We start from the raw sequence: 24,437 nt of genomic DNA on the forward strand, positions 1-24,437 counted from the left end.
TTTCGTGGATGTGTTTCCCGTGATCTACAAGCAACTGGTCGAGTGGGTGATCACCCCCATCACCGAACAGTTCTACAGCATTTTCAGTTTCAATGGCCGCCTCGGGGTTTTGTTCCTCTGTGCGTCCTATGGCGTGGCCTATGGCCTGTTCCGTTTCAGAAAGCAACGCGGCCTGACCGAAGCCCGTTCGTTCTGGCAGTTCATCGGTGGCAGTCGGGTCTATTTCCATCGCTCCGCCTGGTTGGATTGTCGCTACTACCTCCTGCGGACGACGCTCAAGATTGCGCTCATGTTGCCCATCGTTCATCTGGTCGATCCGTATATCCTGCGGTCCGGGGACTACCTGGCTTTTTTCAACAACCTCTGGGGCGCGCGACCGCGCTCGGGGGAGGCGCTGTTGCTGGCCTTGCTCTATGGGCTGGGGGTGTTCCTGGTAAAGGATTTCGTCCACTACTGGACGCACCGGGCGTTTCATTCGCGCTGGCTGTGGGCATTCCACAAAGTCCATCATTCGGCATCGGTGCTGGTACCGGCGACGGCGAGCCGGATTCATTTTGTGGAGCGGATTGCCGGAAACCTCGGCGTTACCGCCTGTCTTGGCCTGTACGCCGGGGGCTTCTGGTACCTGAGCGGTGGTGAGATCAGCCACTACACACTGTTTGGCATGACCTACCTGGTGTTCATCTTCAACAGCCTGGCGGCCAATTTGCGCCATACCCATGTCTGGCTGTCATTCGGCCCGGTGCTCGAACACGTGTTGAACAGCCCCGCTCAGCATCAGATCCACCACAGCGATGCCCCTCGTCATTTCAACCGGAACTTCGGTACGAACCTGTCACTCTGGGACTGGATGTTCGGCACGCTCTACGTCACCAGCGCCCGGCCCGAGGCGCTGCGCTTTGGTACCGGGGAGCAGGATCAGCAGCGGTACCGGACGGTCTATAGTCTGATTGTCACCCCCTTTGTCGAGATCGCCGGCAAGCTACTGTTGAAACGCTCGCGAGGGGGCGAGAGGGAGACGCCGTATTCATAGCGTCTGGCGTTGCACGAGCAGCGGATACAAGAAAACAAGAAACCTCCTACTTTCCATACAGAAACGTCCAAAGCCAAGAAGAGCTATCGTGCAATCTCAACGTTTAAGGCCTTGAAATGAGGTCGCATCTTTGGGAGGTTGGGAATGGAATCGCGTGTCGTGAAGCTTGAGACCCATGTCGAATATATCCGGCATGAACTGAACGGAATGGGCGTGGACCTGCGGGAACATCGCACCGAAACCAGGCTGGACTTCAGGGTTCTGTTCGCAGCCTTGATCGTGGCCTCACTGGGACTGGCCGGGATGATGGCCAAGGGGTTTGGCTGGTTATGAATGAAAGCCCCTGATTCGAGCCGGGGGCTTCGGTTTCCAGCATTTCCACGCCTTACAGAGCGGACCCGGCGGGTGCTGCATCCAGGCGTCGCGCAATCACATCCATCACATCACAGCCATCGCGCAGGGATATGCAGCAAAGCTGCGCCAGGTCCTGAAGGGTCGTGGGATCGATAGGGCGTTCGTCACGCATCGCGATATTTTCCAGGAACTGGGTGACGGCTCGGATTCGGTAGCCCGCTGCGTCAAGGAGTACGTGGAGCGGGGCGGTGGTGTCGACGTATAAGGGTTGCTCGTCGGCGTTGCTGGTAAGGCTCATGTAGCGGTTCATAGGTAAGCTCCACTGGTAAGTTTCGCCACCAATCGTCGCCAAACGAATAGGTGGCAACTGTACGCAGGTTGGCGAACCGGAGTGGAAGCCGGCAGACCCGAAGGTCTCCCGCGTACAGCTGCCATAACGACAACTCTACAGATGCAAGAGCGCCTGCAACAAGCAAGCGCTTTCGCATCCCACTACGGGTCGCCAAACCCGGTCGCCATCTGGACGACGCCAAAACTATAGTCGCCACGGCAAAAATGACACAAGGGGTTGATTCGGCAGACGATTCCCAATGTTATGTAGGAGGTTGCCATAGCTTGTGCGAAGCGTTTTGTCGGCCGTTCACGGTGCGCCAACTCGATTATCCCAAGATATGTAGGACATTACCGTAGGCCAATCAGCCATCTCTGCCACGCTCCCACGATTTAATACGTTCCATCCTTCAGAATCCGTCGCACATTCCCACACTCAGCGGGATAATACGCACCGGTCTGAAGCCGGAGTGCTTCGTACCTCGACTGAATGGGCGGCAGAAGGATCTAACGCAATGACAGACTGGCTGCAAAGCTATGGGGAAATGGCCGAGCGGGTGCGGCGCCATGATTGGGCGAGCACGCCCCTTGGGTTACCGAAACAGTGGCCCGATGTACTCAAGACCACCGTGGCGCTCAGTCTCGCCTCCCATTTTCCCCAGGCCATTGTGTGGGGGCCGGACCTGATCATGTTGTACAACGATGCCTTTGTGCCCATTCTCGGCAGTAAGCCCGATGCGCTGGGGCGGCGGTTCGATGAGGTCTGGCGGGAAGCCTGGAGCGAGATCGGCCCGATCGTGCAGGGGGCCTTCGATGGGCAGGCGACCTATATCGAGAACTTCCCTCTCGTCATCGAGCGTGGCGAAGGTCCCGAGCAAGCTTATTTCACGTTCTGCTACAGCCCCATCCGTGACCAGTTCGGCAAGGTCGTGGGCATGCTCGATACCGTCACCGAGACCACCTCGACGGTGTTCATGAACCAGCGCCTGGCGGTGTTGGATGCCATCGGCACCGCCGTGGCGAACGTCACCGATCCGCAAGACATCATGGCGGCCACCACGCGAATCCTGGCGGCGCACCTGAACCTGTCCAATTGCGCTTATGCCGACATGGATGAGGACGAAGACGGTTTCACGATTCGCGGCGACTGGGCCAGGGCGGGCTCGCCCAGTATTGTCGGGCATTACCGGTTGGCGGATTTCGGTCGACTGGCCGTCGCCAACCTTCGGGCCGGCAAGGCATTGGTGGTCAACGACAACCGGGTGGAACTGGCACCGCAGGAGGCGGCGACGTTCCAGTCCCTTGGCATTGCGGCGACCATTTGCGTTCCGCTGATCAAGGGCGGGCGGTTGACGGCGTTGATGGCGATCCATGACAAAACGCCCCGGTGCTGGTCTTCATATGATCTGGCGCTGCTCAAGGAAGTCACCGAGCGATCCTGGGCCCATATCGAGCGCGCCCGTGCGGACGCCGCCGTGCGGGAAGGCCTGGCGGCCCTGGCCGAGTTGAATGCAACGCTTGAGGAGCGGGTCGAGGAACGCAGCATGCGCCTGAAACAGACTGAGGCAGCGCTGCGCCAGTCGCAAAAACTTGAGGCTATCGGTCAGCTTACCGGTGGTGTGGCCCATGATTTCAACAACCTGCTGACGATCATCCGTTCTTCCGTCGACTTCCTGCGTATGCCCGGTCTGTCCAATGAGCGCCGCCAGCGCTACATGACTGCGGTTTCCGAAACGGTGGATCGGGCCGCCAAGCTGACCAGCCAACTACTGGCATTTGCCCGACGCCAGCCGTTGAAGCCGGAAGTCATCGATGTCGGCAAACAGGTGCAGAACCTGGGGGACATGCTGGAAACCATCACGGGCGCGCGGATGCAGGTCAAGGTCGAGTTGTGCGATCGACCTTGCTACATCCGTGCGGACCTGAGCCAGTTCGAAACGGCCCTGATCAACATGGCGTTGAATGCCCGGGATGCCATGAACGGCCAGGGCACATTGTGGCTTCGGCTCAAATGTGGTGAAGGCATGCCGCCGATTCGTGGCCATGCCGGGTCTGGCCAGCCCTTTGTCGCCGTGACCCTGGCGGACACCGGGACGGGTATTGCCTCGGAAGACCTCGAGCACATTTTCGAACCTTTCTTCACCACCAAGGAGGTGGGCAAGGGCACGGGGTTGGGGTTGTCCCAGGTGTTCGGCTTTGCCAAGCAGTCCGGTGGCAACGTCGATGTTTCGACCGTTGTCGGGGAGGGCACCGTGTTTACCTTGTACCTTCCGGAAGTCGAAGCCGAAAAGCGGCATGAACCCACCAGGGAAGAATCCACGCACCTGATACTGGAAAAGGGCAGGCGCCGGGTGTTGATCGTGGAAGATAACCTGGAGGTAGGACGTTTTGCCAACCAGATCCTGCAGGACCTGGGGTACGAAACCGCCTGGGCGACCAACGCCGAAGAGGCGCTGGAGATGGCCGGCCCGGACGCCGCTGCGTTCGATGCGATATTTTCCGATGTGGTCATGCCAGGCATCGGCGGCATCGCCCTGGCTCGGGAATTGCGTCGGCGCCGTAAGGACTTGCCGGTGATTCTGACTTCGGGCTACAGCGAGGAGCTTGCCCATAGCGGCCCTGAAGGCTTCGAGTTCTTGCCCAAGCCATATTCGGCCGACCAGGTTTCCCGGATTCTAAGCCGCACGATGCGCGCCGCCGATTGAGTGTTTCCCTTTTGAAACAGTGGGTTCCATTCGTCGGGCAATGTTCGTGTGGTCGTGCGGTCCGTTGATGACCGGCTAGTCTCAAAGTCGTGAAGGTCGATATTTTTCAGGCCGTCGGGTGATGCCGGTATCGATCTCGATGAAAGGGGAAAGGCGATGGGAGCACCGTACAGCGAGGAAGTCGCAGCCGCATATCCGATCAATGAAGGGCTGCAGTGTGGTCAATCGGCGTATCGGTCGGACTTTGGCGATGAGCCGATCAAGTCCATCCGGACGAAGGTTGCAAAAGTGCAGCGAGGGGAAAAAGCCAAGTTCCTGCCCAGGGTCCCTGCCCGCAAATAACGCAGCACAGCCCCGCCACTGAAGACACATGCTGTTCATTCAAATTGGATGAGCCTGTGGCGAGGGAGCTTCTCCCACTTGGGGCCAGGCATTCACAAAGCGCTCCGCTGTGCAGCCTGGCTGGGGCGAGTTCCCTCGCTTCAGACTATGCCTGTTCTGCGATGTAAAAGACGTTTACTTTTTTTCCTACGAGCGATTTCTTTCACGTTTCTTTCACACTCGGATACGTAGGCTGAGCTCATCCGTTAGAAAGCAGTACCTGCCCGTTTCCCCAGCGGGCTTTTTTTTGCCTGTCATAAAACTCTCCTTGTGGTTGTTGTCCAAACAGCATGGTTGATGCGGTTTGGCGTAAACTCGCGCCCGCACGCACCGGCCATCTTTCCCGATGCGGCATTCTTGAGGTTTTATCATGCGTTTGACTTTGTCCACCCTGGTGCTTGGGCTTGTGGTTGCCCAAGGTGCGATGGCGGCTGGCGATGGTACCGCTGCGATCGGCGGTGGCCTTGGCGGTGTATTGGGTAATGTGGTCGGCCAGCAGATGGGCGGCAGCACAGGTGCTGCGATTGGTGCCGGTGTCGGCGGCGCGGCTGGCAGTGCGGTAGGCGCTCGCAAGGGCAGCCGTACAGAAGCAGCCATTGGCGGCGGCCTGGGGTCGGCCGGTGGTTCGATTGTCGGTAATCGCCTGGGTGGCTCCTCCGGTTCGACCATCGGCGCGGGTATCGGCGGCGCGGCGGGTGGTGCGTTGGGCAGCAACCTGTCCAACGACAACGACCGTCATTCCGGCAAGAAGTACAAACACAAAAGAAAGCATCGCTGAGTCGATGTCTGACTGAGGAAGCCCGGCCTTGTGCCTGATGCCGGTCAGTTAAGGATCAAACGGTGCAAACCCTGTGGGAGCAAAGCTTGCTCGCGATAGCGGCAGGTCGGTCAACGTTATTGCTGACTGACTTACCGCTATCGCGAGCAAGCTTTGCTCCCACGGTTGGGCGTTGTGCCGATTTTTTCCTTTCTTGGTATTTGTCGGAACGTTTACTGTCCCTGCGCCTCGAATTGATACATCCATGTGCAAATGCGAGGTGTGCCATGACGCCGGAAACCGAAGGCAAGGAAGAAAAAGGCCCGCCGGGTCTGTCTTCCGTCAATGATCCGGGCAATGAAGACCCCGGTTCGCTGATGGATGATGCCTTGGTTCCCTTGATCGAGACCGAGGACGAAACCCCGGAATACCCGCTGCCTTCGCCAACCAATTCCCTGAGTCGCGACCAACGGCCGCCGGATGATGAAACCGGCGCGGAGCCGGGGCCGAGCGAGGACGAGGAGGTCGAGGCGAGCCCGGATGATCCGGATATCGCCGGTGATGATGCTTCCGGCAAACCGAGCTGACGGCCCGGGCCGCCTGTCGATTTTCCGGCACCATCTGCACGCCCCCGTTGCCACATCAGGTAGGTACTTCGAAAAGGAGACTCACCATGATGAAGTCAAACATGACGGCAATGACCCTCGCCGGCATTCTTTCAGTCAGTTCAGTCGTTGCTGTCGCTCAGTCTTCGGGCGGCAGCCCGCCTGTGGATAAGGGCGGCATGCCACCTTCGACTCAAATGGATGCCGGCCGGACCTCCGACTCCAACGCCAATGCCAACGCGCTGCCTCCCGGTTCCGTGAGTGGCGGTAATGGCGGCGACGCCAGTGGCAGCAGTACGAGCCCCGGCACCGGCAGCGGTTCCACCAGCGGTGGCAGCACCATGGGCGGCGATTCCTCCAGCAGCGGAACCGCGGCCGGTAGCAGCGGCGGCGGTAGCTCGGGCGGCTCCAGCAGCTCAAGCCAATGACCAAGTCCTGATGGAACCCGGTAGGAGCTGTCGAGCGTAGCGAGGCTGCGATCTTTTCCCTATGTTCACAAGTTTTGGGAAGATCAAGATCAAAAGATCGCAGCCTCGCTATGCTCGACAGCTCCTACGGGATGTTCATACGATTTCCCGTTGCCTCATCCGGGCCCCCCTCGCTATTCTGCTGAATCCTTTAAGGCAAACACGTTGCTCCGGTCGCACCTGAGCCATCCCTGGAATGTTGTGTTGATAACGGATCAGATGCGATGAATGCACCCCTGAAAGAGTTTGGCCCGATCAAAGCCGTGATTTTCGACATGGATGGGCTGCTGCTGGACACCGAGGGCATCTATACCGAGGTCACGTCCATTATCGCCGAGCGTTACGGGCGCACGTTCGACTGGAGCGTCAAGCAGAACATCATCGGCCGGGGTGCCGGGGATCTGGCCCGCTATGTGGTCCAGGCCCTGGAGCTCCCGATTACCCCGGAGGAGTTCCTGGTGATCCGCGAGCCGTTGATGCGCGAGCGTTTTCCCCATGCCCTGGCGATGCCGGGCGCCGAGGAACTGGTGCGCCACCTCAAGGCCAGTGGCGTGCCCATTGCGGTGGGCACCAGTTCATCACGCCATACCTTTGCTTTGAAAACCACTTTGCATCGGGACTGGTTCGCGCTGTTCGACTTCATTGTCACTGCGGACGATCCGGAGGTGGGCGCGGCAAAACCGGCACCGGATATCTTCCTGGTGGCGGCCCGTCGCCTGGGCGTTGATCCTCGTGATTGCCTGGTGTTCGAGGATTCACCGTTCGGCGTCACGGCAGCGAAGGCGGCAGGCATGACGGCCATCGCCATCCCGGATCCGGCCATGGCCGACGAAAAATATACTCACGCCGACGGGATCATCCGTTCGCTGAAAATGTTCCAACCAGGGCTCTGTGGCCTGCCGGAGCTGGAGCGGGCCTGACGATCCGCAGCGACACAACGAAACGCCGGTCATGGTTGAAGCCATGACCGGCGTTTTTTCATGCCCGGATCAGGCGCCGAAACCACCGTCGATGGTCAGGCTGGCCCCGGTGATATAGGCCGCTTCCGGGCCCGCCAGGTAGGCGACGAAGCCGGCGATTTCGTCCGCCTTGCCGTAGCGCCCGATGGCCATCAGCTGCATCAGGCTGGACGCAAAGTCGCTGTCGGCCGGGTTCATGTCGGTGTCGACCGGGCCTGGCTGTACGTTGTTGACCGTGATCCCCCGCGGGCCAAGGTCACGGGCCAGGCCTTTGGTCAGGCCTACCAACGCGGCTTTGCTCATGGCGTAAGGAGCTGCGCCGGCAAAGGGCACACGGTCGGCGTTGGTACTGCCGATATTGATCACCCGACCGCCTTCGGTCATGTGGCGCGCGGCGGCCTGGGTGGCGATGAACACGCTGCGTACGTTGATGGCCAGGGTCTGGTCGAAGTCCTCGAGCTTGAACTCGTCCAGCGGTGCCATCGCCAGGACGCCAGCATTGTTAACCAGAATGTCCAGCCCGCCGAAGGTCTTGGCAGTCGCTTCGACGGCGTTGCGGATGGCATCGGCGTCGGCGCTGTCGGCTTTGATCGCCAGGGCCTTGCCGCCCGCTGCCGTGATGCTGTTCTGCAATTCTTCAGCCTTGGCGGCTGAGCTGACATAAGTGAAGGCCACTGCGGCACCTTCTGCGGCCAGGCGCTTGACGATGGCGGCGCCGATGCCGCGGGAACCGCCTTGGATCAAGGCGACTTTACCGTTCAATGTGTGAGTGCTCATGATGTTCTCCAAAATGTACCGGGGCGAGATGCCGCGGCGATGGGGTGAGTATCAGGATGCGGCGCCACCTTGTGTAGACGGTTTTTGCTACAGTCTGTATCAACCAAAAGTTTAGAGTGGCGCCAGTGGAGACTTTCAGCAGTATCGAATGTTTTGTGCGTAGCGCCGAAGTCGGCAGCTTTGCCGAAGCCGCGCGCCGCCTGAGCGTGACCCCGGCGGCGGTGGGTAAAAGCGTCGCCAAGCTTGAGGCGCGTCTGGGTGTGCGGCTGTTCCAGCGTAGCACCCGTAGCCTGACACTGACTGAAGCGGGCCAATTGTTCCTGGGTGAAGTGAGCAGCAGCCTCAATACCATCCAGAACGCCGTCGCCAACCTCGCCAGCGCCGGTGGACAACCGGCAGGAACCCTGAAGGTGAGCATGGGCACCGCGTTCGGTCGATTGTATGTGGTGCCATTGCTGGGGGACTTTTTGCGGCGGTATCCGGCGATCAACCCGGACTGGCATTTCGATAACCGCCAGGTCGACTTGATCGGCCAAGGCTTCGATGCAGCCATTGGCGGCGGGTTCGAACTGCCCCCGGGAGTGGTCGCACGCAAGCTGACGGTGGCTCACCGGGTACTGGTCGCCGCGCCGTCCTATTTGCAGCAACAGGCTCCGGTGGTCGAGCCGGAAGACCTGGCACAGCACCAGGGCATCTTGATCCGCTCACCGCAAACCGGTCGCATCCGTTCATGGCAACTGACCAGCCGTAGCCGGCAACACAGCCCGTTGACGCTCAAAGTGCGCATGACCATGAGCGATTCGGAGGCCGCCTGCGCTACCGCAAGCCAAGGGCTGGGGATTGCCTTGGTGAGCATGCCGTTCGCCGCACCCTATCTAAAGAGCGGTGCTTTGCAGCGGGTCTTGCCGGACTGGTACGTCGACGATGGCAACATTTCCATCTATTACGCCGAGCACAAACTGCTGCCGGGCAAGACCCGGGCGTTTGTGGACTTCATCATCGAGCAGTTTGCCGCGCAAGGGTTGGGGGAGCGGTTCAGCGCGGTGTGAGCCTGGCTTCAGACCGAGCTGCCTCCATCGCGAGCAGGCTCGCTCCCACATGAATCTGGAGCGCAAACAAATCCCCTGTGGGAGCGAGCCTGCTCGCGATAGGGGCGACGCGGTCTACAGCTGTGAACTCACCGCCCAAACCGCCCCGGCCAGCCAATGATGGTCTTGGGCCGAGGCGTCGCATAGGTGCGCACTTTCGAAGTCGACAGGCCCAACCGCACCAGGGATTCGGCAATGGTCACCGCCGCCGTCACCCCATCGACCACCGGCACTCCGGTGCGTTGGCGGATCTGCTCATCGAGCCCGGCCATGCCGCCACAGCCCAGGCAGATGACTTCGGCCTTGTCCTGGCTCACCGCCAGCTCGGCCTGACGGACGATGGCTTCGACTGCTCGCTGCGGGTCTTCCTCCAGCTCCAGCACCGCCAGGCCACTGGCCCGCACCGAGGCACAGCGGTCGTACAGGCCGGAAAGCTTGAGGCGGTCTTCGATCAGCGGCACGGTGCGGTCCAGGGTGGTGACCACCGAATAGGCATGGCCGAGGAACATGGCGGTGCTGGCGCCCGCGTCGGTGATGTCCACCACCGGGACGTCGAGCAGTTCCTGCAGACCTTCGCGGCCGTGCTCGCCATAGCCGGCCTGGATCACCGCGTCGAACGGTTGGTCGTAGGACATCACCCGATCCATCACGGCGATGGCGGCCAGGTAACTTTCGAAATTGCCTTCAACGGAGTCGGCACCGAAATGCGGTGTGAGCCCGACGATTTCGGTGCCGGGGGCGGCCACGGCCTGGGCTTGTCGGGCGATGGCCTCGGTGATGGATTCGGTGGTGTTGACGTTGACTACAAGAATTCGCATGAGCAGTTTCCTTTAACGCAGAAAAGACGGCGGCCCGCACCGGCGGGCCGCCTTGAACGATCAATGGCTGACGTTATCCACAGCGATGGATTCACCGCTGACGTCCTCGTAATACGCTTGGCGCTTGGCGATGATCAGGTACAGCAGGCCGGCAATCGAAGCACCGATCAGCCAGGAGAACGGTGAAACACTATCGAAGCCGGGCACCAGCGCCAGGACGATCGCGATCAGCGCCGCCGGGATGAATGCCGCCACGGCCCGCAGGTTGACCCCGTTGCTGTAGAAGTACGCACCGTTCGGGTCCTCGCTATACAGCTGCGGCACGTTGATACGACCTTTGCGCAGCAGCCAGTAGTCGACCATGATCACGCCGTACAGCGGGCCGAGCAGGGCACCGAGCCCGGACAGGAAGTACACGATCACCAGCGGGCTGTTGTAGAGGTTCCACGGCAGGATCAGCACGGCGATGGCGGCGCTGATCAACCCGGCGCGGCGGAAATTCAGGTACTTGGGCGCCAGGTTGCTGAGCACGAAGGCCGGCGCGACGAAGTTGGCCATGATGTTCACTGCCACGGTGACGATCAGGAACGCCAGGCAACCGAGCACCAGGAAAAAGGTGTTGGGGATCGAGGCGATCACTTGGGTCGGGCTCTCGATGATCTGTCCGTTGATCTGGAACTGCGCACCGCACAACAGGACAGTGATGGCGGCAAACACCAGAATATTCACCGGCAGTCCCCAGAAGTTGCCGACGATGATGGTCCGACGGCATGGTGAAGAGCGGGCGAAGTCGCAGAAGTTGAGCACCAGCGTGCCGTAGATCGCCAGCCACAGCGCGCCGCCGGCGAAAATGTTGCGCCACATCTCGCCGCCGGTCAGCGGCTCGCGGATCGACCAGGCAATGGTTGCGTCGGCCTGGGTATACATCCACCCGGCCAGGGCCGCAACGGTCACCAGGATCACCGGCCCGGCGAAGCCTTCGTAACGGCGTACCGTTTCCATGCCGTAGGCCAGGATCAGCAGTTGCACGAACCAGATCGCCACGAAACACACCCAGCCCAGGCTCGACAGGCCAAGGATCGAGTTGTGGTCGTAGTCGGCGAAGCCTGGATGAATCGCCGTCAGCAGTACTCGGAAAACCACCGACGCGAGGTAGGTCTGGATGCCAAACCAGGCGATGGCGATGACGGCCCTGATCAACGCGGGAATTTGAGCGCCGTGGATGCCGAAGCTGATCCGGCTGATGACCGGGAAGGGGACCCCGGTCTTCTGGCCCATGTAGCCGGACAGGTTCATGAAACCGTACACCAGGGCCGCGCCGATCCCCAGGGACAACAGGATTTGCCAGCCACCCAGGCCCAGTGCATACAGGCCGATGGCGAAGGAGTAGTTGGCGATGTTGTGTACGTCGTTGGTCCACAGGGCAAAAATGCTGTAGCGACCCCAACGTCGACCTTCGGCCTTGGTTGGCGCCAGGTCCTTGTTGTGCAGCCTTGGACTCAAGGCCAGGGTGGCTGCGGTTTTGTCATCGAAGGCAGTGGTTGGAGAGGGTAGATCCAGCGCGATGTTATTGGAGAGGCTTGTACGCATTCCGGCAGGCTCCTGATTCTCGGCGCAGCGATGACTGTGCATGAGCGCGAGGCTCGGCAATCTTCGTCGCGGCACGGCGAGCATCATTGGTTACGGGGCATCTGCAGCCTGTACGGGATAGGGCGCTTCAGGCTTGCGGATCTAAAGTGTGTGTATGTTTTATTTGGTTTGTATACAAAACACTTGTCGTCTCAAGCCAGATTTATGCCAGTCAAAGGTCTAACTACAGCAACCTTGATTCCGATTAGTTATCGATTTTAGATAAGTCACTGAAGTTACGGACTTATAAATTGACCGTTTGAACAGGTATTTATTTTCTGAGAATCGGAAGGAGAGAAACGAAGGTCAGCGGGAGAAACGCAAAGGTGTAACTTTTCGGTGCATTTCCTGACGAAGTGCACACAAAAAATGCCACCTGAAGTGACATTTTTGTGTACAGAAAGATCGGCTACGTATCAGGCCTTGGATTTGCTGATGATGTTACCGGCGTGCAAGCCGCATTCCTTTTGCGTGGCTTCCTCCCACCACCAGCGGCCTTCGCGTTCGTGCTGGTTCGGCAGCACCGGGCGGGTGCAGGGCTCACAGCCGATGCTGATGAAGCCGCGCTCATGCAGGCTGTTGTAGGGCAGCTCAAGCATGCGGATGTAGCCCCAGACTTCCTCGCTGGTCATCTGCGACAGCGGGTTGAATTTGTACAGGGTACGCTCCGGCGTGGAGAACGCCGTGTCGATTTCCAGCACAGCCACCTGGCTGCGGGTGCCGGGGCTCTGGTCGCGGCGCTGGCCGGTGGCCCAGGCGCGGACGTCGGACAGTTTGCGGCGCAGCGGTTCGATCTTGCGGATGCCGCAGCATTCGCCATGGCCGTCCTTGTAGAAACTGAACAGACCCTTTTCCTTCACGAAAGGCTCCAGTTTCGCATGGTCCGGTGAGATCAGTTCGATGTCGATCTTGTAGTGCTCACGGACCTGATCGATGAACCGATAGGTTTCCGGGTGCAGGCGACCGGTGTCGAGGCTGAATACCTTGACGTTCTTGTTCAGCTTCCAGGCCATGTCCACCAGCACCACATCCTCGGCGCCGCTGAAAGATATCCACAGGTCATCGCCGAATTCGGCGAAGGCCAGCTTGAGGATGTCTTGTGGAGACTTGTTGGCATAGGTCGTGGCGAGTTCCACGACATCAAACGTTGGGCTCATCAGGCGGTTTCCTACAGGTCGGTGGCGCTGCGCGCTCTATAGGCGCTGATGGTAACAAAAGTGGCCAGGGCTGGCGCGTTCCTGTGCGTTGCGGCTAGAGTCGGCAGGCCTTTTGTTCACCCAACCGATAAACATCAGAAAATGGAGTGTCTTGTGGAAATTGCCTGTCTCGACCTGGAAGGTGTGCTGGTTCCGGAAATCTGGATCGCCTTTGCCGAAAAAACCGGGATTGAATCCCTCAGGGCAACCACTCGGGACATTCCCGACTACGACGTGCTGATGAAGCAGCGGTTACGCATCCTCGACGAACATGGGCTCAAACTCGCCGACATCCAGGAAGTCATTGCCACGCTCAAGCCGCTGGACGGCGCCATCGAGTTCGTCGACTGGCTGCGCGAGCGCTTCCAGGTGGTGATTCTTTCCGACACGTTCTACGAATTTTCCCAACCCCTGATGCGCCAGTTGGGTTTCCCGACCTTGCTCTGCCATCGCCTGATCACGGATGAAGGGGGACGGGTGACGGGCTATCAACTGCGTCAGAAGGATCCCAAGAGGCAGTCGGTCCTGGCCTTCAAGAGCCTGTATTACCGGGTAATTGCCGCGGGTGATTCCTACAACGACACCAGCATGCTCGGCGAAGCCGACGCCGGCATCCTGTTCCATGCGCCGGACAATGTGATCCGGGAATTCCCGCAATTCCCGGCGGTACACAGCTTTGCCGAGTTGAAACAGGAATTCCTCAAGGCCTCGAACCGCCACCTGAGCCTGTAACCCCATACGCTGTTGATCGATCGTTCCCACGCAGAGCGTGGGAACGATCAAACAGGACTGTATTGAGGCTCAGAGGCTCTGCAAGGTATCGAGCAGCACTTTGACCTTGGTGATCGATTCCTGATATTCCGCCTGCCAGTCCGAGTCCGCGACAATCCCGCCGCCACCCCAGCAACACACCTGCCCATCCTTGACCAGCAGGCTGCGGATGGCGATGGAGCTGTCCATTTCCCCGCGCACGTCCAGGTACAGCAACGAGCCGCAATACAGCCCGCGTCGGGTCGGTTCGAGTTCGTCGATGATCTGCATGGCGCGGATCTTCGGGGCGCCGGTGATGGAGCCGCCGGGGAAGCTGCCGGCGATCAGGTCCAGGGCGTCTTTACCGTCGGCCAATTCGCCGGTCACGCTGCTGACCAGGTGATGCACGTTCGGGTAGCTTTCCAGGCTGAACAGTTCCGGCACGCGCACCGAGCCGGTCCGGCAGGTGCGGCCCAGGTCGTTGCGCAGCAGGTCGACGATCATCAGATTTTCCGCCCGGTCCTTGGGGCTCGCCAGTAGCTCGGCGGCATTGGCCGCGTCTTCGGCGGGCGATGTGCTACGGGGCCGGGTGCCCTTGATCGGGCGGGTTTCCACATGGCCATCGCTGACTCTGACGAAGCGCTCGGGCGACAGGCTCAGCACCGCGCCGCCGTCGGGCAGGCTCTGGAAGCCGGAAAACGGCGTCGGGCACGCCGCGCGCAGGGCCTGGTAGGCTGACCAGGCATCCCCCCGGCAGGGCGCCCGAAAGCGTTGGGCAAAGTTGACCTGGTAGCAATCGCCGGCCTGGATATAACCGTGGATGCGCTCGATTGCCTGCCGATATTCATCGGCGCTGAGGTCGGGGGCCATCGGACTTTCAAGTCTGAAGCCGGCCTCTGGCGCCGGGGCCGGCTGGCTGAACAGCGCGATCAGGCGCTGGCGTTCGCTGTCGCGGCAGTGCGGATGGAACACCAGTTGGCTGGTGCCGGCCTGGTGGTCGCTGACCAGTGCCCAGTCGTACACGCCGAAACGGGCATCGGGCAGTTGCAGGTCGTCCATGGCATGGGAGGGCAGGGCTTCGAGGTGCCGGCCAAAGTCATAACTCAGGTAGCCGATCAGGCCGCCAGCGAAAGGCAATTGCAGCGTGCCCGGTAATACAGCGTGCCCCAGTTGCGTCAGTTGAGCGCGCAAACGTTGCAGGAAATCGGCGCCGCTCTCTTCCGGCAGCACCGCCAGTTGTTCCAGCGGCCAGGCACTGAGCAAATCATAGTGCCCACGTTCCGCAGTGGGCCGGCCGCTGTCGAGCAGCACGCTTCCCGGGGCATGACGAATCGCCGCGAAATACTCGGCGGGGTTGGCGCGGTAGGGTAATGGGTGTACGGAACAGGTCGGCATGGGCGGGGTGGGTCGGCCATTCAGGCGGGGTGGCGATTGTAATCCCTGTGTAGGATTTGCTCCTAGAGGGATGTCGGAGATGAGCAAGTCCAGCGACTGGCATAGGTGTTGTGAGCGACATTGTGGCGAGGGGATTTATCCCCGTTGGGTTGCGAAGCAACCCCAGTCAGTCAATTCAATCTGTCTGATACACCGAGGTGTCGGGATTTAGGGCTGCTGCGCAACCCAGCGGGGATAAATCCCCTCGCCACAGGTTTTCTATTAAGTCGGTTAAGTGCTCAGCCTTCAACCGGCGGAATATGCCCGAACAACTCCTGGGCAAACGCCACCCGCTCCTCGACGGTCTCAACCACCCCCCGGGCCTTGAGCTCTTCCAGGCGTGCTTCCACGGCGTGGGTGCGCAAGGTCAGGCCGCAGTCGTTGGCGATCTGGATGTTCAGTCCCGGCCGGGCGTTCAGTTCCAGGATCAGCGGGCCTTTTTCCTGGTCCAGCACCATGTCCACGCCGATGTAGCCCAGCCCGCACAGCTCATAGCAGCCGGCGGCCAGCTTCATGAAGCCGTCCCAGTAGGGCAGTTGCACACCGTCTACCGCGTTGGTGGTGTCGGGGTGTTTGGCGATGATGTTGTTCAGCCAGGTGCCACGCAGTGTCAGGCCGGTGGCAAGGTCCACGCCCACACCGATGGCGCCTTGGTGCAGGTTGGCCTTGCCACCGGACTGGCGGGTCGGCAGGCGCAGCATGGCCATCACCGGATAGCCCATCAACACGATGATGCGGATGTCCGGTACGCCTTCGTAGCTGATGCTCTTGAAGATCTGGTCCGGCACTACGCGGTATTCGATCAGCGCCCGGTCGCGGTGCCCACCGAGGGAATACAAGCCGGTGAGAATGCTGGAAATATGGTGTTCAAGTTCCTCATGACTCAGGATCTTGCCGGAGACCGTGCGGTAGCGCCCCTCGAAGCGGTCGGCAATCACGATGATGCCGTCACCGCCGGCGCCCTGGGCCGGCTTGATCACGAAGTCGGTATGCCCACCAATGATCCCGTCGAGTTTGTCGATTTCCTTCTCGGTGGAGATGATCCCGTACAGTTCCGGCACGTGGATGCCGGCGGCGACGGCCCGTTCCTTGGTGATGATCTTGTCATCGACGATGGGGTACAGGCTGCGCTTGTTGTACTTGAGCACGTAGTCGGCATTGCGCCGGTTGATGCCCATGATGCCCCGGGCTTCCAGGGCCTTCCAGGTCTTCCAGAAACCGAACATTACGAGTCAGCCTTGAGGAAGGCCTTGAACCGCACCAGCTCGGTCAGGCGGTAGCCGCGATAACGACCCATGGCCAGCATGAAGCCCACCAGGATCAGCAGGATCGCCGGGAAGGTGAAGACGAAGTACACCAGCTCCGGCACGCTCATGATCAGGTGCGCCAGGGACGCGGCAAACAGGGTGCCGATGGCGACCTTCATGGCGTGACCGCCGCCGCGCTCTTCCCAGGTGATGGACAGGCGCTCGATGGTCATGGTCAGGATCACCATCGGGAACAGCGCCACCGACAGGCCACGCTCCAGGCCCAGCTTATGGCTGAACAGGCTGATGGCGGCGATCAGCACCACCACGAACGTCAGCACCACCGAAAGCCTTGGCAGCATCTGCAACTTGAGATGTTCCAGGTAGGAGCGCAGTGACAGGCCCAGGGCCGTGATCACCGTGAACAGGACGATCCCGAAGCCCAGCTGGGTTTCGCGGAAAGCCAGGGCAATCAGCACCGGGGTAAAGGTCCCCAGGGTCTGCAGGCCGATCAGGTTGCGCAGAACCAGGATCACCAGCACGCCGATGGGGATCATCACCATGATCATGAACGTCTGCTGGGTTTGCAGGGGCAGGCCGTAGAGCGAATATTCGAGGAAATTCGCGTCGGTGTTCTCGTCCGTCAGCTTGGCCAGGCGAATGGCGTTCATTTCGCTGTTGTTCATGCTGAAAGTGACGGTGGCTTTCTTGCCACCATCGACGGTGATCAGGTTTTCATCGCCGGTCCACCACAGCAGGCGGTCGGTGGGCAGGCCCTGTTCGCCGGTGTCCGGGTTGAAATACAGCCAGTCGTTGCCGTTGAAGCTGCGCAGCCACAGTTCCGGCGTTTGTGGCTGATCGGCCACCAGGCGAATGGTGTGGACTTTTTCCACCGGTACGTGGGCGATGGACAGCACCAGCTCCACGATTCTCGCTTTGTTGCTCGACGTCGGGTCGCCGGCCAGCAGCAGTTTGACGTTGTCGTCGTTGAGGTTGTTGACCCGCTTGATGGCTTCGCTGATGAAGGTCTCGACATCGGCCGAATGCTGGCGGATCGGCGCGAGCAGGGCCTCGGCGGCGATCTTCTCCGGGCCTTCGATGGCGATGCTGTCACGGAAGGTCGGTCCCTTGACCTTGGTTTTTTCGGCGCTGTAGCGCTTGGTCAGCACCAGGCGGTAATAGAGGGTCTGGTTACCCTTGGCCCGGCGGGCCGACCAAGTGACCTTGCGGTTGCCGTCGATCCGGTTCACCGCTACGCCGTAATTGTTGGAAATGAAACTCTCGTTGAGGCTGACGTAGTCGCGGCTCAACGGGGGCACGAACATCTGGATCTTCACCGGATCTTTCGCGTTGGGCACGAATTCGACCTTGGCATCGATGTTCCACAGGTCGTCCGTGGCGTCTTCGGTCACCGGGATGCCGAGCACGAAAATCTGATAGGCCGTCACCGACAGGCCCAGCACCACCAGGATGGCGATCAGCATTTTCAAATGGAGGGTAAGGGAGCGCATTGGAATTACTCTGCGGTAAGAGCGGCATTGGTGCAGGCGGGTTTGCCGGCAGCGTATTTGAGACTGGGGTCGACCAGTGCGTCGAAGCGCTTGAGCGCCTCGGAACCGATCAGCAACGGGTATTGGAAGGCGCTACGGTCGGTCAGGTTCACTTCGATGCTGCGCAAGGCCGAGCCCATGCAGATATCCAGTTCGATGACCGGCCGGGCCGTGTATTTCTTGCCTTCTTCCGGGTCGTAGTCACCGGCGCGGCGTTTGATCTTGCTGACCCGGGCCAGCGGGCGTTCGATGGGGTGCGAATGGGCCGCGTCGATGGCGAGGTAAAAACGCACCCAGGATTCGCCGTTGCGTTTGAAGCGCTTGATGTCGCGGGCACTGAGGGAGGCGGTCTTGGCGCCGGTGTCCAGCTTGGCGGCCACCTCCAGGTCGATGCCCTGCAGCGCTGCATATTCGTTGAGGCCGTACACGGTTTTTTCACCCGCCGCGGCGAGTCCCGGCAGGCACATGAAGCAGAGGGCAGCGGATAAGGGCTTGAATGTCATAGATCCTGGTGCACGGCGTTCCGTTTATCGGTTCAGGCCCTGGCATTACTGCACAAGCTCCTTCAGTAGCCTTTTCTCTATATAGAAGAACAGGAGAGTGGCCAACAGCGGCGGCATTCTAGCACGGTGGTTTTCTGACGCCACCGCTGGCCGGAGGCTACGAACCCTGTGAAAAGGTGGTGGTGGCGGACGGGCCTATTAGACGATTGTCGACAATATCGTTTTTTGTTTTGACGTATACGCTTTGATTGGGTAGTTTTTGTCGTATTGATTTTGAAGGTGTCGACAATATGCTCGATCAGCTCGAAACGCCGATGCTGGCCCAAGACGACTCGGAAACCCTTTCCGAAAACGTCTTCCGGCGTATCCAGGCCGCCATCGTCAAAGGCGAGATCGCCCCCGGCAGCAAGATTTCCGAGCCCGAACTGGCCCGTACCTACGGCATCAGCCGTGGGCCGCTGCGCGAAGCGATCCATCGGCTGGAAGGTCAGCGCCTGCTGGTGCGGGTGCCTCATGTCGGCGCGCGTGTGGTTTCCCTGAGCCATGCCGAGCTGCTGGAGCTCTACGAAATCCGCGAGTCCCTGGAAGGCATGGCCTGCCGCCTCGCGGCCGAGCGCATGACCCTGGCGGAAATCGACGAACTGCGCCAGGTCCTGGAAACCCATGAGCGCGATGCGGCCTTCCAGGCCGGTGTCGGCTATTACCAACAGGAAGGCGATTTCGACTTTCATTACCGGATCATCCAGGGCAGCGGCAACCGCACGCTGACGCAAATGCTCTGCGGCGAGTTGTATCAACTGGTGCGCATGTACCGCATTCAGTTTTCCACCACGCCCAACCGGCCGCGCCAGGCCTTTGCCGAGCATCACCGGATTCTCGATGCCATCGCCGACCGTGACGGCGAATTGGCTGAGTTATTGATGCGCCGGCACATCGGCGCCTCCAAACGCAACATCGCGCGTCATTACCAGGACAGCGCCGCCACTGAACGAGGTGAGTCATGAGTTCCAGCAAGAGCACGCCAGGCCAGCGATTCCGCGATGCGGTCGCCTCTGAGCATCCGTTACAGGTGGTCGGCACGATCAACGCCAACCACGCGCTGCTGGCCAAACGCGCCGGTTTCAAGGCGATCTACCTGTCGGGCGGTGGCGTGGCAGCCGGTTCCCTCGGCGTGCCGGACCTGGGCATCACCGGCCTGGATGACGTGCTGACCGATGTGCGGCGGATCACCGACGTGTGCGACCTGCCGCTGCTGGTGGACGTGGACACCGGTTTCGGTTCGTCGGCGTTCAACGTGGCTCGCACCGTCAAGTCGATGAGCAAGTTCGGCGCGGCGGCGATCCACATCGAAGACCAGGTCGGTGCCAAGCGCTGCGGCCATCGGCCGAACAAGGAAATCGTCTCGCAGCAGGAAATGGTCGACCGCATCAAGGCTGCCGTTGATGCCCGTGCCGACGACAGTTTTGTGATCATGGCCCGCACCGATGCCTTGGCAGTGGAGGGGCTGGAGTCCGCGCTGGACCGTGCGGCCGCCTGCATCGAGGCCGGTGCTGACATGATCTTTCCCGAAGCGATTACCGAACTCGAGATGTACAAGTTGTTCGCCAGCCGCGTGAAGGCGCCGATCCTGGCCAACATCACCGAGTTTGGCGCGACGCCGCTCTACACCACCGAACAGCTGGCCGGTGCCGACGTATCCCTGGTGCTGTACCCACTGTCGGCATTCCGCGCCATGAACAAGGCCGCCGAGAACGTCTACACCGCGATCCGTCGCGACGGCACGCAACAGAATGTCATCGACACCATGCAGACCCGCATGGAGCTTTACGATCGCATCGACTACCACACCTTCGAGCAGAAGCTCGATGCGTTGTTCGCTGCGAAAAAATAACGGGCCGATTCCCTACAAATTCAAGAACTGGAGACAGCAAATGGCCGAAGCAAAAGTACTCAGTGGCGCCGGGCTCCGTGGCCAGGTAGCCGGGCAAACCGCCTTGTCCACCGTTGGCCAGTCCGGTGCGGGCCTGACCTATCGTGGCTACGACGTTCGCGACCTGGCGGCTGATGCGCAATTCGAAGAAGTGGCCTACCTGTTGCTGTACGGCGAACTGCCAACCCAGGCGCAACTGGATGGCTATGTCCGCAAACTGCGTCAATTGCGCGACCTGCCCCAGGCGCTGAAGGAAGTGCTGGAACGCATTCCCGCCGACGCCCATCCGATGGACGTGATGCGCACCGGTTGCTCGTTCCTCGGCAACCTGGAACCCGAGACAAGTTTTGCTGAACAGCACGACAAGACCGACCGCCTGCTGGGCGCATTCCCGGCGATCATGTGCTACTGGTATCGCTTCAGCCACCAGGGCCAGCGCATCGAATGCGTGACCGACGAAGCGTCCATCGGCGGCCATTTCCTGCATCTGTTGCACGGCAAAAAACCGAGCGAGCTGCACGTCAAAGTGATGAACGTGTCGCTGATCCTCTACGCCGAGCACGAATTCAATGCTTCGACCTTCACTGCCCGGGTCTGCGCCTCGACCCTGTCGGACCTGTTTTCCTGCATCACGGCGGCGATTGGCTCGCTGCGGGGGCCGTTGCATGGCGGTGCCAACGAAGCGGCCATGGAAATGATCGAACGCTTCGACTCGCCGGAGGCGGCGGTCAAGGGCACCCTGGCGATGCTGGAGCGCAAGGACAAGATCATGGGCTTCGGCCATGCGATCTATAAGGACAACGATCCGCGCAACGAGGTGATCAAGGGCTGGTCGAAAAAACTCGCCGATGAAGTGGGCGACACCGTGCTGTTCCCGGTTTCCGAAGCCATCGACAAGACCATGTGGGAACAGAAGAAGCTGTTCCCCAACGCCGATTTCTACCATGCCTCGGCGTACCACTTCATGGGCATCCCGACCAAGCTGTTCACGCCGATCTTTGTCTGCTCGCGCCTGACCGGCTGGGCCGCCCACGTGTTCGAACAACGCGCCAACAACCGCATCATCCGCCCGAGCGCCGAATACACCGGCGTTGAACAGCGCAAGTTCGTGCCAATCGAACAACGCTGAGCTGGAGGGGTTTAACCGCAGGTACTGGAGAAACCCAGAACCCTGTGGGAGCGAGCCTGCTCGCGATAGCGTCGGGTCAGCAACCTCATGGTTGGCTGACACACCACAATCGCGAGCAGGCTCCCTCCCACAGAAGAACAGGTTCACTTCAATTCTGCGCCAGCCCCTTCTGAACCCACCGTGACCCGAGTCCTGACGATGAACACAGAATTTCGCAAACCGCTGTCCGGCACTTCGCTGGATTACTTCGATGTTCGCGGGGCCGTGGATGCCATCCGTCCCGGCGCCTACGACGGCCTGCCGTACACTTCGCGCGTGCTGGCGGAAAACCTGGTGCGTCGCTGCGACCCGGCCACCCTGGGCGAGTCGCTGCTGCAACTGATCGAGCGCAAGCGCGACCTGGACTTCCCATGGTTCCCGGCCCGGGTGGTCTGCCATGACATTCTCGGCCAGACCGCCCTGGTGGACTTGGCCGGCCTGCGCGACGCCATCGCCCAGCAGGGCGGCGACCCGGCCCAGGTCAACCCGGTGGTGCCGACCCAACTGATCGTCGATCATTCCCTGGCAGTGGAAAGCGCCGGCTTCGACCCTCAGGCATTTGCCAAGAACCGGGCGATTGAAGACCGTCGCAACGAAGACCGCTTCCACTTCATCAACTGGACCAAAAAGGCCTTCAAGAATGTCGACGTGATTCCGCCGGGCAACGGGATCATGCACCAGATCAACCTGGAAAAAATGTCCCCGGTGATCCAGCAACGGGACGGCGTCGCCTTCCCCGACACCTGCGTGGGCACCGACAGCCATACGCCCCATGTCGACGCCTTGGGCGTGATCGCCATCGGCGTCGGTGGGCTGGAAGCCGAGAGCGTCATGCTCGGTCGCGCGTCGTGGATGCGCCTGCCGGAAATCGTCGGCGTCGAGCTGACCGGCAAGTTGCAACCGGGCATCACGGCCACCGACATGGTGCTGGCGTTGACCGAGTTCCTGCGCAAGCAGAAGGTCGTTGGCGCCTGGCTGGAGTTTTTCGGTGAAGGCGCGCAGGCGCTGACCCTGGGCGACCGCGCAACCATCTCCAACATGGCCCCGGAATATGGCGCCACGGCGGCGATGTTCTACATCGACCAGCAGACCATCGACTACCTCAAGCTCACCGGCCGTGAAGACGCGCAAGTGCAATTGGTGGAAACCTACGCCCGGCAGGTGGGCCTGTGGGCCGACAGCCTCAAGGGCGCACAGTACGAGCGAGGCCTGACCTTCGACCTGTCCTCGGTGGTGCGCAACATGGCCGGGCCGAGCAACCCCCACGCCCGCGTCGCGACTGCCGATCTGGCGGCCAACGGCATTGCCGGACAATGGACCGAAGTGCCGGGGCAGATGCCCGACGGCGCGGTGATCATCGCCGCCATCACCAGCTGCACCAACACCAGCAATCCGCGCAACGTCATTGCCGCTGGCCTCTTGGCACGCAATGCCAATCGCCTGGGACTGGCTCGCAAACCGTGGGTCAAATCGTCCCTGGCACCGGGTTCGAAAACCGTGGCGCTGTACCTGGATGAAGCCGGTCTGACCAAGGAGCTGGAGCAATTGGGCTTCGGCGTGGTGGCCTTCGCCTGCACAACCTGCAACGGTATGTCCGGCGCGCTGGACCCGGTGATCCAGCAGGAAATTATCGACCGCGACCTGTATGCCACCGCCGTGCTGTCGGGTAACCGCAACTTCGATGGCCGTATCCATCCATACGCCAAACAGGCGTTCCTTGCTTCGCCGCCCTTGGTGGTGGCCTACGCCATCGCCGGGACCATCCGTTTCGACATCGAGAAGGATGTGCTGGGCGTGGTGGACGGTCGGGAAATCCGTCTCAAGGACATCTGGCCGAGTGACGAGGAAATCGAAGCAGTGGTCAAGGCTTCGGTGAAGCCGGAGCAGTTCCGCCAGGTGTACATCCCGATGTTCGCCATCCAGGAAGACACCGGGCCGAAAGTCACGCCGCTGTACGACTGGCGTCCGCAAAGCACCTACATCCGCCGTCCGCCCTATTGGGAAGGGGCGCTGGCTGGGGCGCGACCGCTCAAAGGCATGCGCCCGTTGGCGGTGCTGCCGGACAACATCACCACCGATCACCTGTCGCCGTCCAACGCGATCATGCTGGACAGCGCCGCCGGCGAATACCTGGCGAAGATGGGCTTGCCGGAAGAAGACTTCAACTCCTACGCCACGCACCGGGGCGACCATTTGACCGCCCAGCGCGCCACCTTCGCCAACCCGAAACTGTTCAACGAAATGGTCCAGGAAAACGGCAAGGTCAAGCAGGGTTCCCTGGCACGGGTCGAGCCCGAAGGCAAAGTCATGCGGATGTGGGAAGCCATCGAAACCTACATGGAACGCAAGCAGCCGCTGATCATCATCGCCGGTGCCGACTATGGCCAGGGTTCGTCCCGGGACTGGGCGGCCAAGGGCGTACGCCTGGCCGGTGTCGAGGCGATTGCCGCCGAAGGCTTCGAGCGTATCCATCGCACCAACCTGGTGGGCATGGGCGTGTTGCCGCTGGAGTTCAAGCCTGGCACCGATCGCAAGACCCTGGGCATCGATGGCAGCGAAATCTACGACGTGATTGGCGAGCGCACCCCACGCGCGACGCTGACCCTGGTCATCACTCGCAAGAACGGCGAGCGCGTTGAAGTGCCGGTGACCTGCCGTCTCGATACGGCTGAGGAGGTGTCGATTTATGAAGCGGGTGGCGTGTTGCAGCGCTTTGCCCAGGACTTCCTTGAATCGGCGGTTGCCGTTTAAATCTC

Annotated in this window: 22 protein-coding genes; 13 read left to right on the forward strand and 9 right to left on the reverse strand. The window is 60.8% G+C overall.

The features are described 5' to 3' along the window. The first annotated feature begins 4 nt into the window (after window positions 1–4). Window positions 5–1,033, forward strand: coding sequence for a sterol desaturase family protein (locus tag FGE05_RS26125; RefSeq protein ID WP_139649479.1), 1,029 nt, complete (start codon window positions 5–7; stop codon window positions 1,031–1,033). A 144-nt stretch (window positions 1,034–1,177) separates the two neighbouring features. Then, window positions 1,178–1,366, forward strand: coding sequence for a hypothetical protein (locus FGE05_RS26130; RefSeq protein WP_041024573.1), 189 nt, complete (start codon window positions 1,178–1,180; stop codon window positions 1,364–1,366). Between the two features lie 52 nt (window positions 1,367–1,418). Here FGE05_RS26130 and FGE05_RS26135 read toward each other — a convergent pair whose 3' ends face one another. Further along, the gene (locus FGE05_RS26135; protein WP_139649481.1) at window positions 1,419–1,697 is read right to left on the reverse strand and encodes a short-chain dehydrogenase; all 279 of its coding nucleotides are present in this window, start codon (window positions 1,695–1,697) and stop codon (window positions 1,419–1,421) included. A gap of 535 nt (window positions 1,698–2,232) precedes the next feature. On the opposite strand from FGE05_RS26135, the gene FGE05_RS26140 reads away from it, so the two are divergent. The 5 genes from FGE05_RS26140 to FGE05_RS26170 all read left to right on the forward strand — a co-directional run bounded on the left by FGE05_RS26140 (window position 2,233) and on the right by FGE05_RS26170 (window position 7,552). Then, window positions 2,233–4,422, forward strand: a complete 2,190-nt coding sequence (locus tag FGE05_RS26140) for an ATP-binding protein (RefSeq protein WP_139649483.1) — start codon at window positions 2,233–2,235, stop codon at window positions 4,420–4,422. 751 nt (window positions 4,423–5,173) lie between these two features. Then, complete coding sequence (locus FGE05_RS26150) at window positions 5,174–5,581, forward strand: glycine zipper domain-containing protein (RefSeq protein WP_139649487.1); 408 nt, start codon at window positions 5,174–5,176, stop codon at window positions 5,579–5,581. Window positions 5,582–5,847: 266 nt separating this feature from the next. Then, entirely contained in the window at window positions 5,848–6,147 is a 300-nt protein-coding gene (locus FGE05_RS30515; protein ID WP_139649489.1) for a hypothetical protein, read from the forward strand. Window positions 6,148–6,233: 86 nt separating this feature from the next. Next, complete coding sequence (locus tag FGE05_RS26165; protein WP_139649490.1) at window positions 6,234–6,593, forward strand: hypothetical protein; 360 nt, start codon at window positions 6,234–6,236, stop codon at window positions 6,591–6,593. 263 nt (window positions 6,594–6,856) lie between these two features. Beyond that, entirely contained in the window at window positions 6,857–7,552 is a 696-nt protein-coding gene (locus FGE05_RS26170) for an HAD-IA family hydrolase (protein WP_139649491.1), read from the forward strand. A 69-nt stretch (window positions 7,553–7,621) separates the two neighbouring features. Here FGE05_RS26170 and FGE05_RS26175 read toward each other — a convergent pair whose 3' ends face one another. Continuing rightward, window positions 7,622–8,368 carry a 3-oxoacyl-ACP reductase family protein gene (locus FGE05_RS26175; RefSeq protein WP_139649493.1) on the reverse strand — a complete coding sequence of 249 codons (747 nt, stop codon included), beginning with the start codon at window positions 8,366–8,368 and terminating at the stop codon, window positions 7,622–7,624. A 125-nt stretch (window positions 8,369–8,493) separates the two neighbouring features. On the opposite strand from FGE05_RS26175, the gene FGE05_RS26180 reads away from it, so the two are divergent. Further along, window positions 8,494–9,417 (forward strand): LysR family transcriptional regulator, encoded by a 924-nt coding sequence (locus FGE05_RS26180; protein ID WP_139649495.1) that lies wholly within the window; start codon window positions 8,494–8,496, stop codon window positions 9,415–9,417. Window positions 9,418–9,545: 128 nt separating this feature from the next. Here FGE05_RS26180 and FGE05_RS26185 read toward each other — a convergent pair whose 3' ends face one another. The 3 genes from FGE05_RS26185 to FGE05_RS26195 form a co-directional block, all read right to left on the reverse strand. Next, entirely contained in the window at window positions 9,546–10,274 is a 729-nt protein-coding gene (locus FGE05_RS26185) for an aspartate/glutamate racemase family protein (RefSeq protein WP_041021375.1), read from the reverse strand. A 60-nt stretch (window positions 10,275–10,334) separates the two neighbouring features. Beyond that, complete coding sequence (locus tag FGE05_RS26190; protein WP_139649497.1) at window positions 10,335–11,864, reverse strand: NCS1 family nucleobase:cation symporter-1; 1,530 nt, start codon at window positions 11,862–11,864, stop codon at window positions 10,335–10,337. A 455-nt stretch (window positions 11,865–12,319) separates the two neighbouring features. Next, complete coding sequence (locus FGE05_RS26195) at window positions 12,320–13,060, reverse strand: phosphoadenylyl-sulfate reductase (protein WP_139649499.1); 741 nt, start codon at window positions 13,058–13,060, stop codon at window positions 12,320–12,322. 153 nt (window positions 13,061–13,213) lie between these two features. On the opposite strand from FGE05_RS26195, the gene thrH reads away from it, so the two are divergent. Then, window positions 13,214–13,831, forward strand: a complete 618-nt coding sequence (gene thrH, locus FGE05_RS26200) for a bifunctional phosphoserine phosphatase/homoserine phosphotransferase ThrH (protein WP_139649501.1) — start codon at window positions 13,214–13,216, stop codon at window positions 13,829–13,831. Between the two features lie 69 nt (window positions 13,832–13,900). Here thrH and pabB read toward each other — a convergent pair whose 3' ends face one another. The 4 genes from pabB to FGE05_RS26220 form a co-directional block, all read right to left on the reverse strand. Then, window positions 13,901–15,244: an aminodeoxychorismate synthase component I gene (pabB, locus tag FGE05_RS26205; RefSeq protein ID WP_139649503.1), complete on the reverse strand. Its 1,344-nt coding sequence runs from the start codon at window positions 15,242–15,244 to the stop codon at window positions 13,901–13,903. 278 nt (window positions 15,245–15,522) lie between these two features. After that, window positions 15,523–16,509, reverse strand: a complete 987-nt coding sequence (locus FGE05_RS26210; protein ID WP_139649505.1) for an alpha-L-glutamate ligase-like protein — start codon at window positions 16,507–16,509, stop codon at window positions 15,523–15,525. Continuing rightward, complete coding sequence (locus tag FGE05_RS26215) at window positions 16,509–18,041, reverse strand: inactive transglutaminase family protein (RefSeq protein ID WP_139649507.1); 1,533 nt, start codon at window positions 18,039–18,041, stop codon at window positions 16,509–16,511. Before FGE05_RS26215 ends, FGE05_RS26210 begins: the two co-directional genes overlap by 1 nt. Window positions 18,042–18,046: 5 nt before the next feature. Further along, complete coding sequence (locus tag FGE05_RS26220; RefSeq protein WP_139649509.1) at window positions 18,047–18,583, reverse strand: ATP-dependent zinc protease; 537 nt, start codon at window positions 18,581–18,583, stop codon at window positions 18,047–18,049. A gap of 290 nt (window positions 18,584–18,873) precedes the next feature. Here FGE05_RS26220 and FGE05_RS26225 point away from each other — a divergent pair, with 290 nt between their 5' ends. The 4 genes from FGE05_RS26225 to acnD all read left to right on the forward strand — a co-directional run bounded on the left by FGE05_RS26225 (window position 18,874) and on the right by acnD (window position 24,432). Further along, on the forward strand, window positions 18,874–19,587 hold the full coding sequence (locus tag FGE05_RS26225) for a GntR family transcriptional regulator (protein ID WP_139649511.1): 714 nt from the start codon (window positions 18,874–18,876) through the stop codon (window positions 19,585–19,587). Then, on the forward strand, window positions 19,584–20,474 hold the full coding sequence (gene prpB, locus FGE05_RS26230; protein ID WP_139649513.1) for a methylisocitrate lyase: 891 nt from the start codon (window positions 19,584–19,586) through the stop codon (window positions 20,472–20,474). Before FGE05_RS26225 ends, prpB begins: the two co-directional genes overlap by 4 nt. 40 nt (window positions 20,475–20,514) lie before the next feature. Next, a complete protein-coding gene (gene prpC, locus FGE05_RS26235; RefSeq protein WP_139649515.1) occupies window positions 20,515–21,642 on the forward strand; it encodes a 2-methylcitrate synthase in 1,128 nt (375 codons plus the stop codon). 198 nt (window positions 21,643–21,840) lie between these two features. Further along, window positions 21,841–24,432, forward strand: a complete 2,592-nt coding sequence (acnD, locus tag FGE05_RS26240) for a Fe/S-dependent 2-methylisocitrate dehydratase AcnD (protein ID WP_139649517.1) — start codon at window positions 21,841–21,843, stop codon at window positions 24,430–24,432. The last annotated feature ends 5 nt before the right edge of the window (window positions 24,433–24,437 follow it).

The sequence above is a fragment of the Pseudomonas sp. ICMP22404 genome (assembly GCF_006227205.1).
In the GTDB taxonomy this organism is placed as follows: Bacteria; Pseudomonadota; Gammaproteobacteria; order Pseudomonadales; family Pseudomonadaceae; genus Aquipseudomonas.

What these genes read in the sequence shown, in the direction of transcription:
- acnD (WP_139649517.1), top strand. Translation starts at nt 21,841, where the DNA reads ATGAACACAGAATTTCGCAAACCGCTGTCCGGCACTTCGCTGGATTAC.
- prpB (WP_139649513.1), top strand. Translation starts at nt 19,584, where the DNA reads ATGAGTTCCAGCAAGAGCACGCCAGGCCAGCGATTCCGCGATGCGGTC.
- FGE05_RS26135 (WP_139649481.1), bottom strand. Translation starts at nt 1,697, where the DNA reads ATGAACCGCTACATGAGCCTTACCAGCAACGCCGACGAGCAACCCTTA.
- FGE05_RS30515 (WP_139649489.1), top strand. Translation starts at nt 5,848, where the DNA reads ATGACGCCGGAAACCGAAGGCAAGGAAGAAAAAGGCCCGCCGGGTCTG.
- FGE05_RS26140 (WP_139649483.1), top strand. Translation starts at nt 2,233, where the DNA reads ATGACAGACTGGCTGCAAAGCTATGGGGAAATGGCCGAGCGGGTGCGG.
- FGE05_RS26195 (WP_139649499.1), bottom strand. Translation starts at nt 13,060, where the DNA reads ATGAGCCCAACGTTTGATGTCGTGGAACTCGCCACGACCTATGCCAAC.
- FGE05_RS26130 (WP_041024573.1), top strand. Translation starts at nt 1,178, where the DNA reads ATGGAATCGCGTGTCGTGAAGCTTGAGACCCATGTCGAATATATCCGG.
- FGE05_RS26190 (WP_139649497.1), bottom strand. Translation starts at nt 11,864, where the DNA reads ATGCGTACAAGCCTCTCCAATAACATCGCGCTGGATCTACCCTCTCCA.
- prpC (WP_139649515.1), top strand. Translation starts at nt 20,515, where the DNA reads ATGGCCGAAGCAAAAGTACTCAGTGGCGCCGGGCTCCGTGGCCAGGTA.
- FGE05_RS26185 (WP_041021375.1), bottom strand. Translation starts at nt 10,274, where the DNA reads ATGCGAATTCTTGTAGTCAACGTCAACACCACCGAATCCATCACCGAG.
- FGE05_RS26175 (WP_139649493.1), bottom strand. Translation starts at nt 8,368, where the DNA reads ATGAGCACTCACACATTGAACGGTAAAGTCGCCTTGATCCAAGGCGGT.
- FGE05_RS26170 (WP_139649491.1), top strand. Translation starts at nt 6,857, where the DNA reads ATGAATGCACCCCTGAAAGAGTTTGGCCCGATCAAAGCCGTGATTTTC.
- FGE05_RS26165 (WP_139649490.1), top strand. Translation starts at nt 6,234, where the DNA reads ATGATGAAGTCAAACATGACGGCAATGACCCTCGCCGGCATTCTTTCA.
- FGE05_RS26150 (WP_139649487.1), top strand. Translation starts at nt 5,174, where the DNA reads ATGCGTTTGACTTTGTCCACCCTGGTGCTTGGGCTTGTGGTTGCCCAA.
- FGE05_RS26210 (WP_139649505.1), bottom strand. Translation starts at nt 16,509, where the DNA reads ATGTTCGGTTTCTGGAAGACCTGGAAGGCCCTGGAAGCCCGGGGCATC.
- pabB (WP_139649503.1), bottom strand. Translation starts at nt 15,244, where the DNA reads ATGCCGACCTGTTCCGTACACCCATTACCCTACCGCGCCAACCCCGCC.
- FGE05_RS26220 (WP_139649509.1), bottom strand. Translation starts at nt 18,583, where the DNA reads ATGACATTCAAGCCCTTATCCGCTGCCCTCTGCTTCATGTGCCTGCCG.
- FGE05_RS26225 (WP_139649511.1), top strand. Translation starts at nt 18,874, where the DNA reads ATGCTCGATCAGCTCGAAACGCCGATGCTGGCCCAAGACGACTCGGAA.
- FGE05_RS26215 (WP_139649507.1), bottom strand. Translation starts at nt 18,041, where the DNA reads ATGCGCTCCCTTACCCTCCATTTGAAAATGCTGATCGCCATCCTGGTG.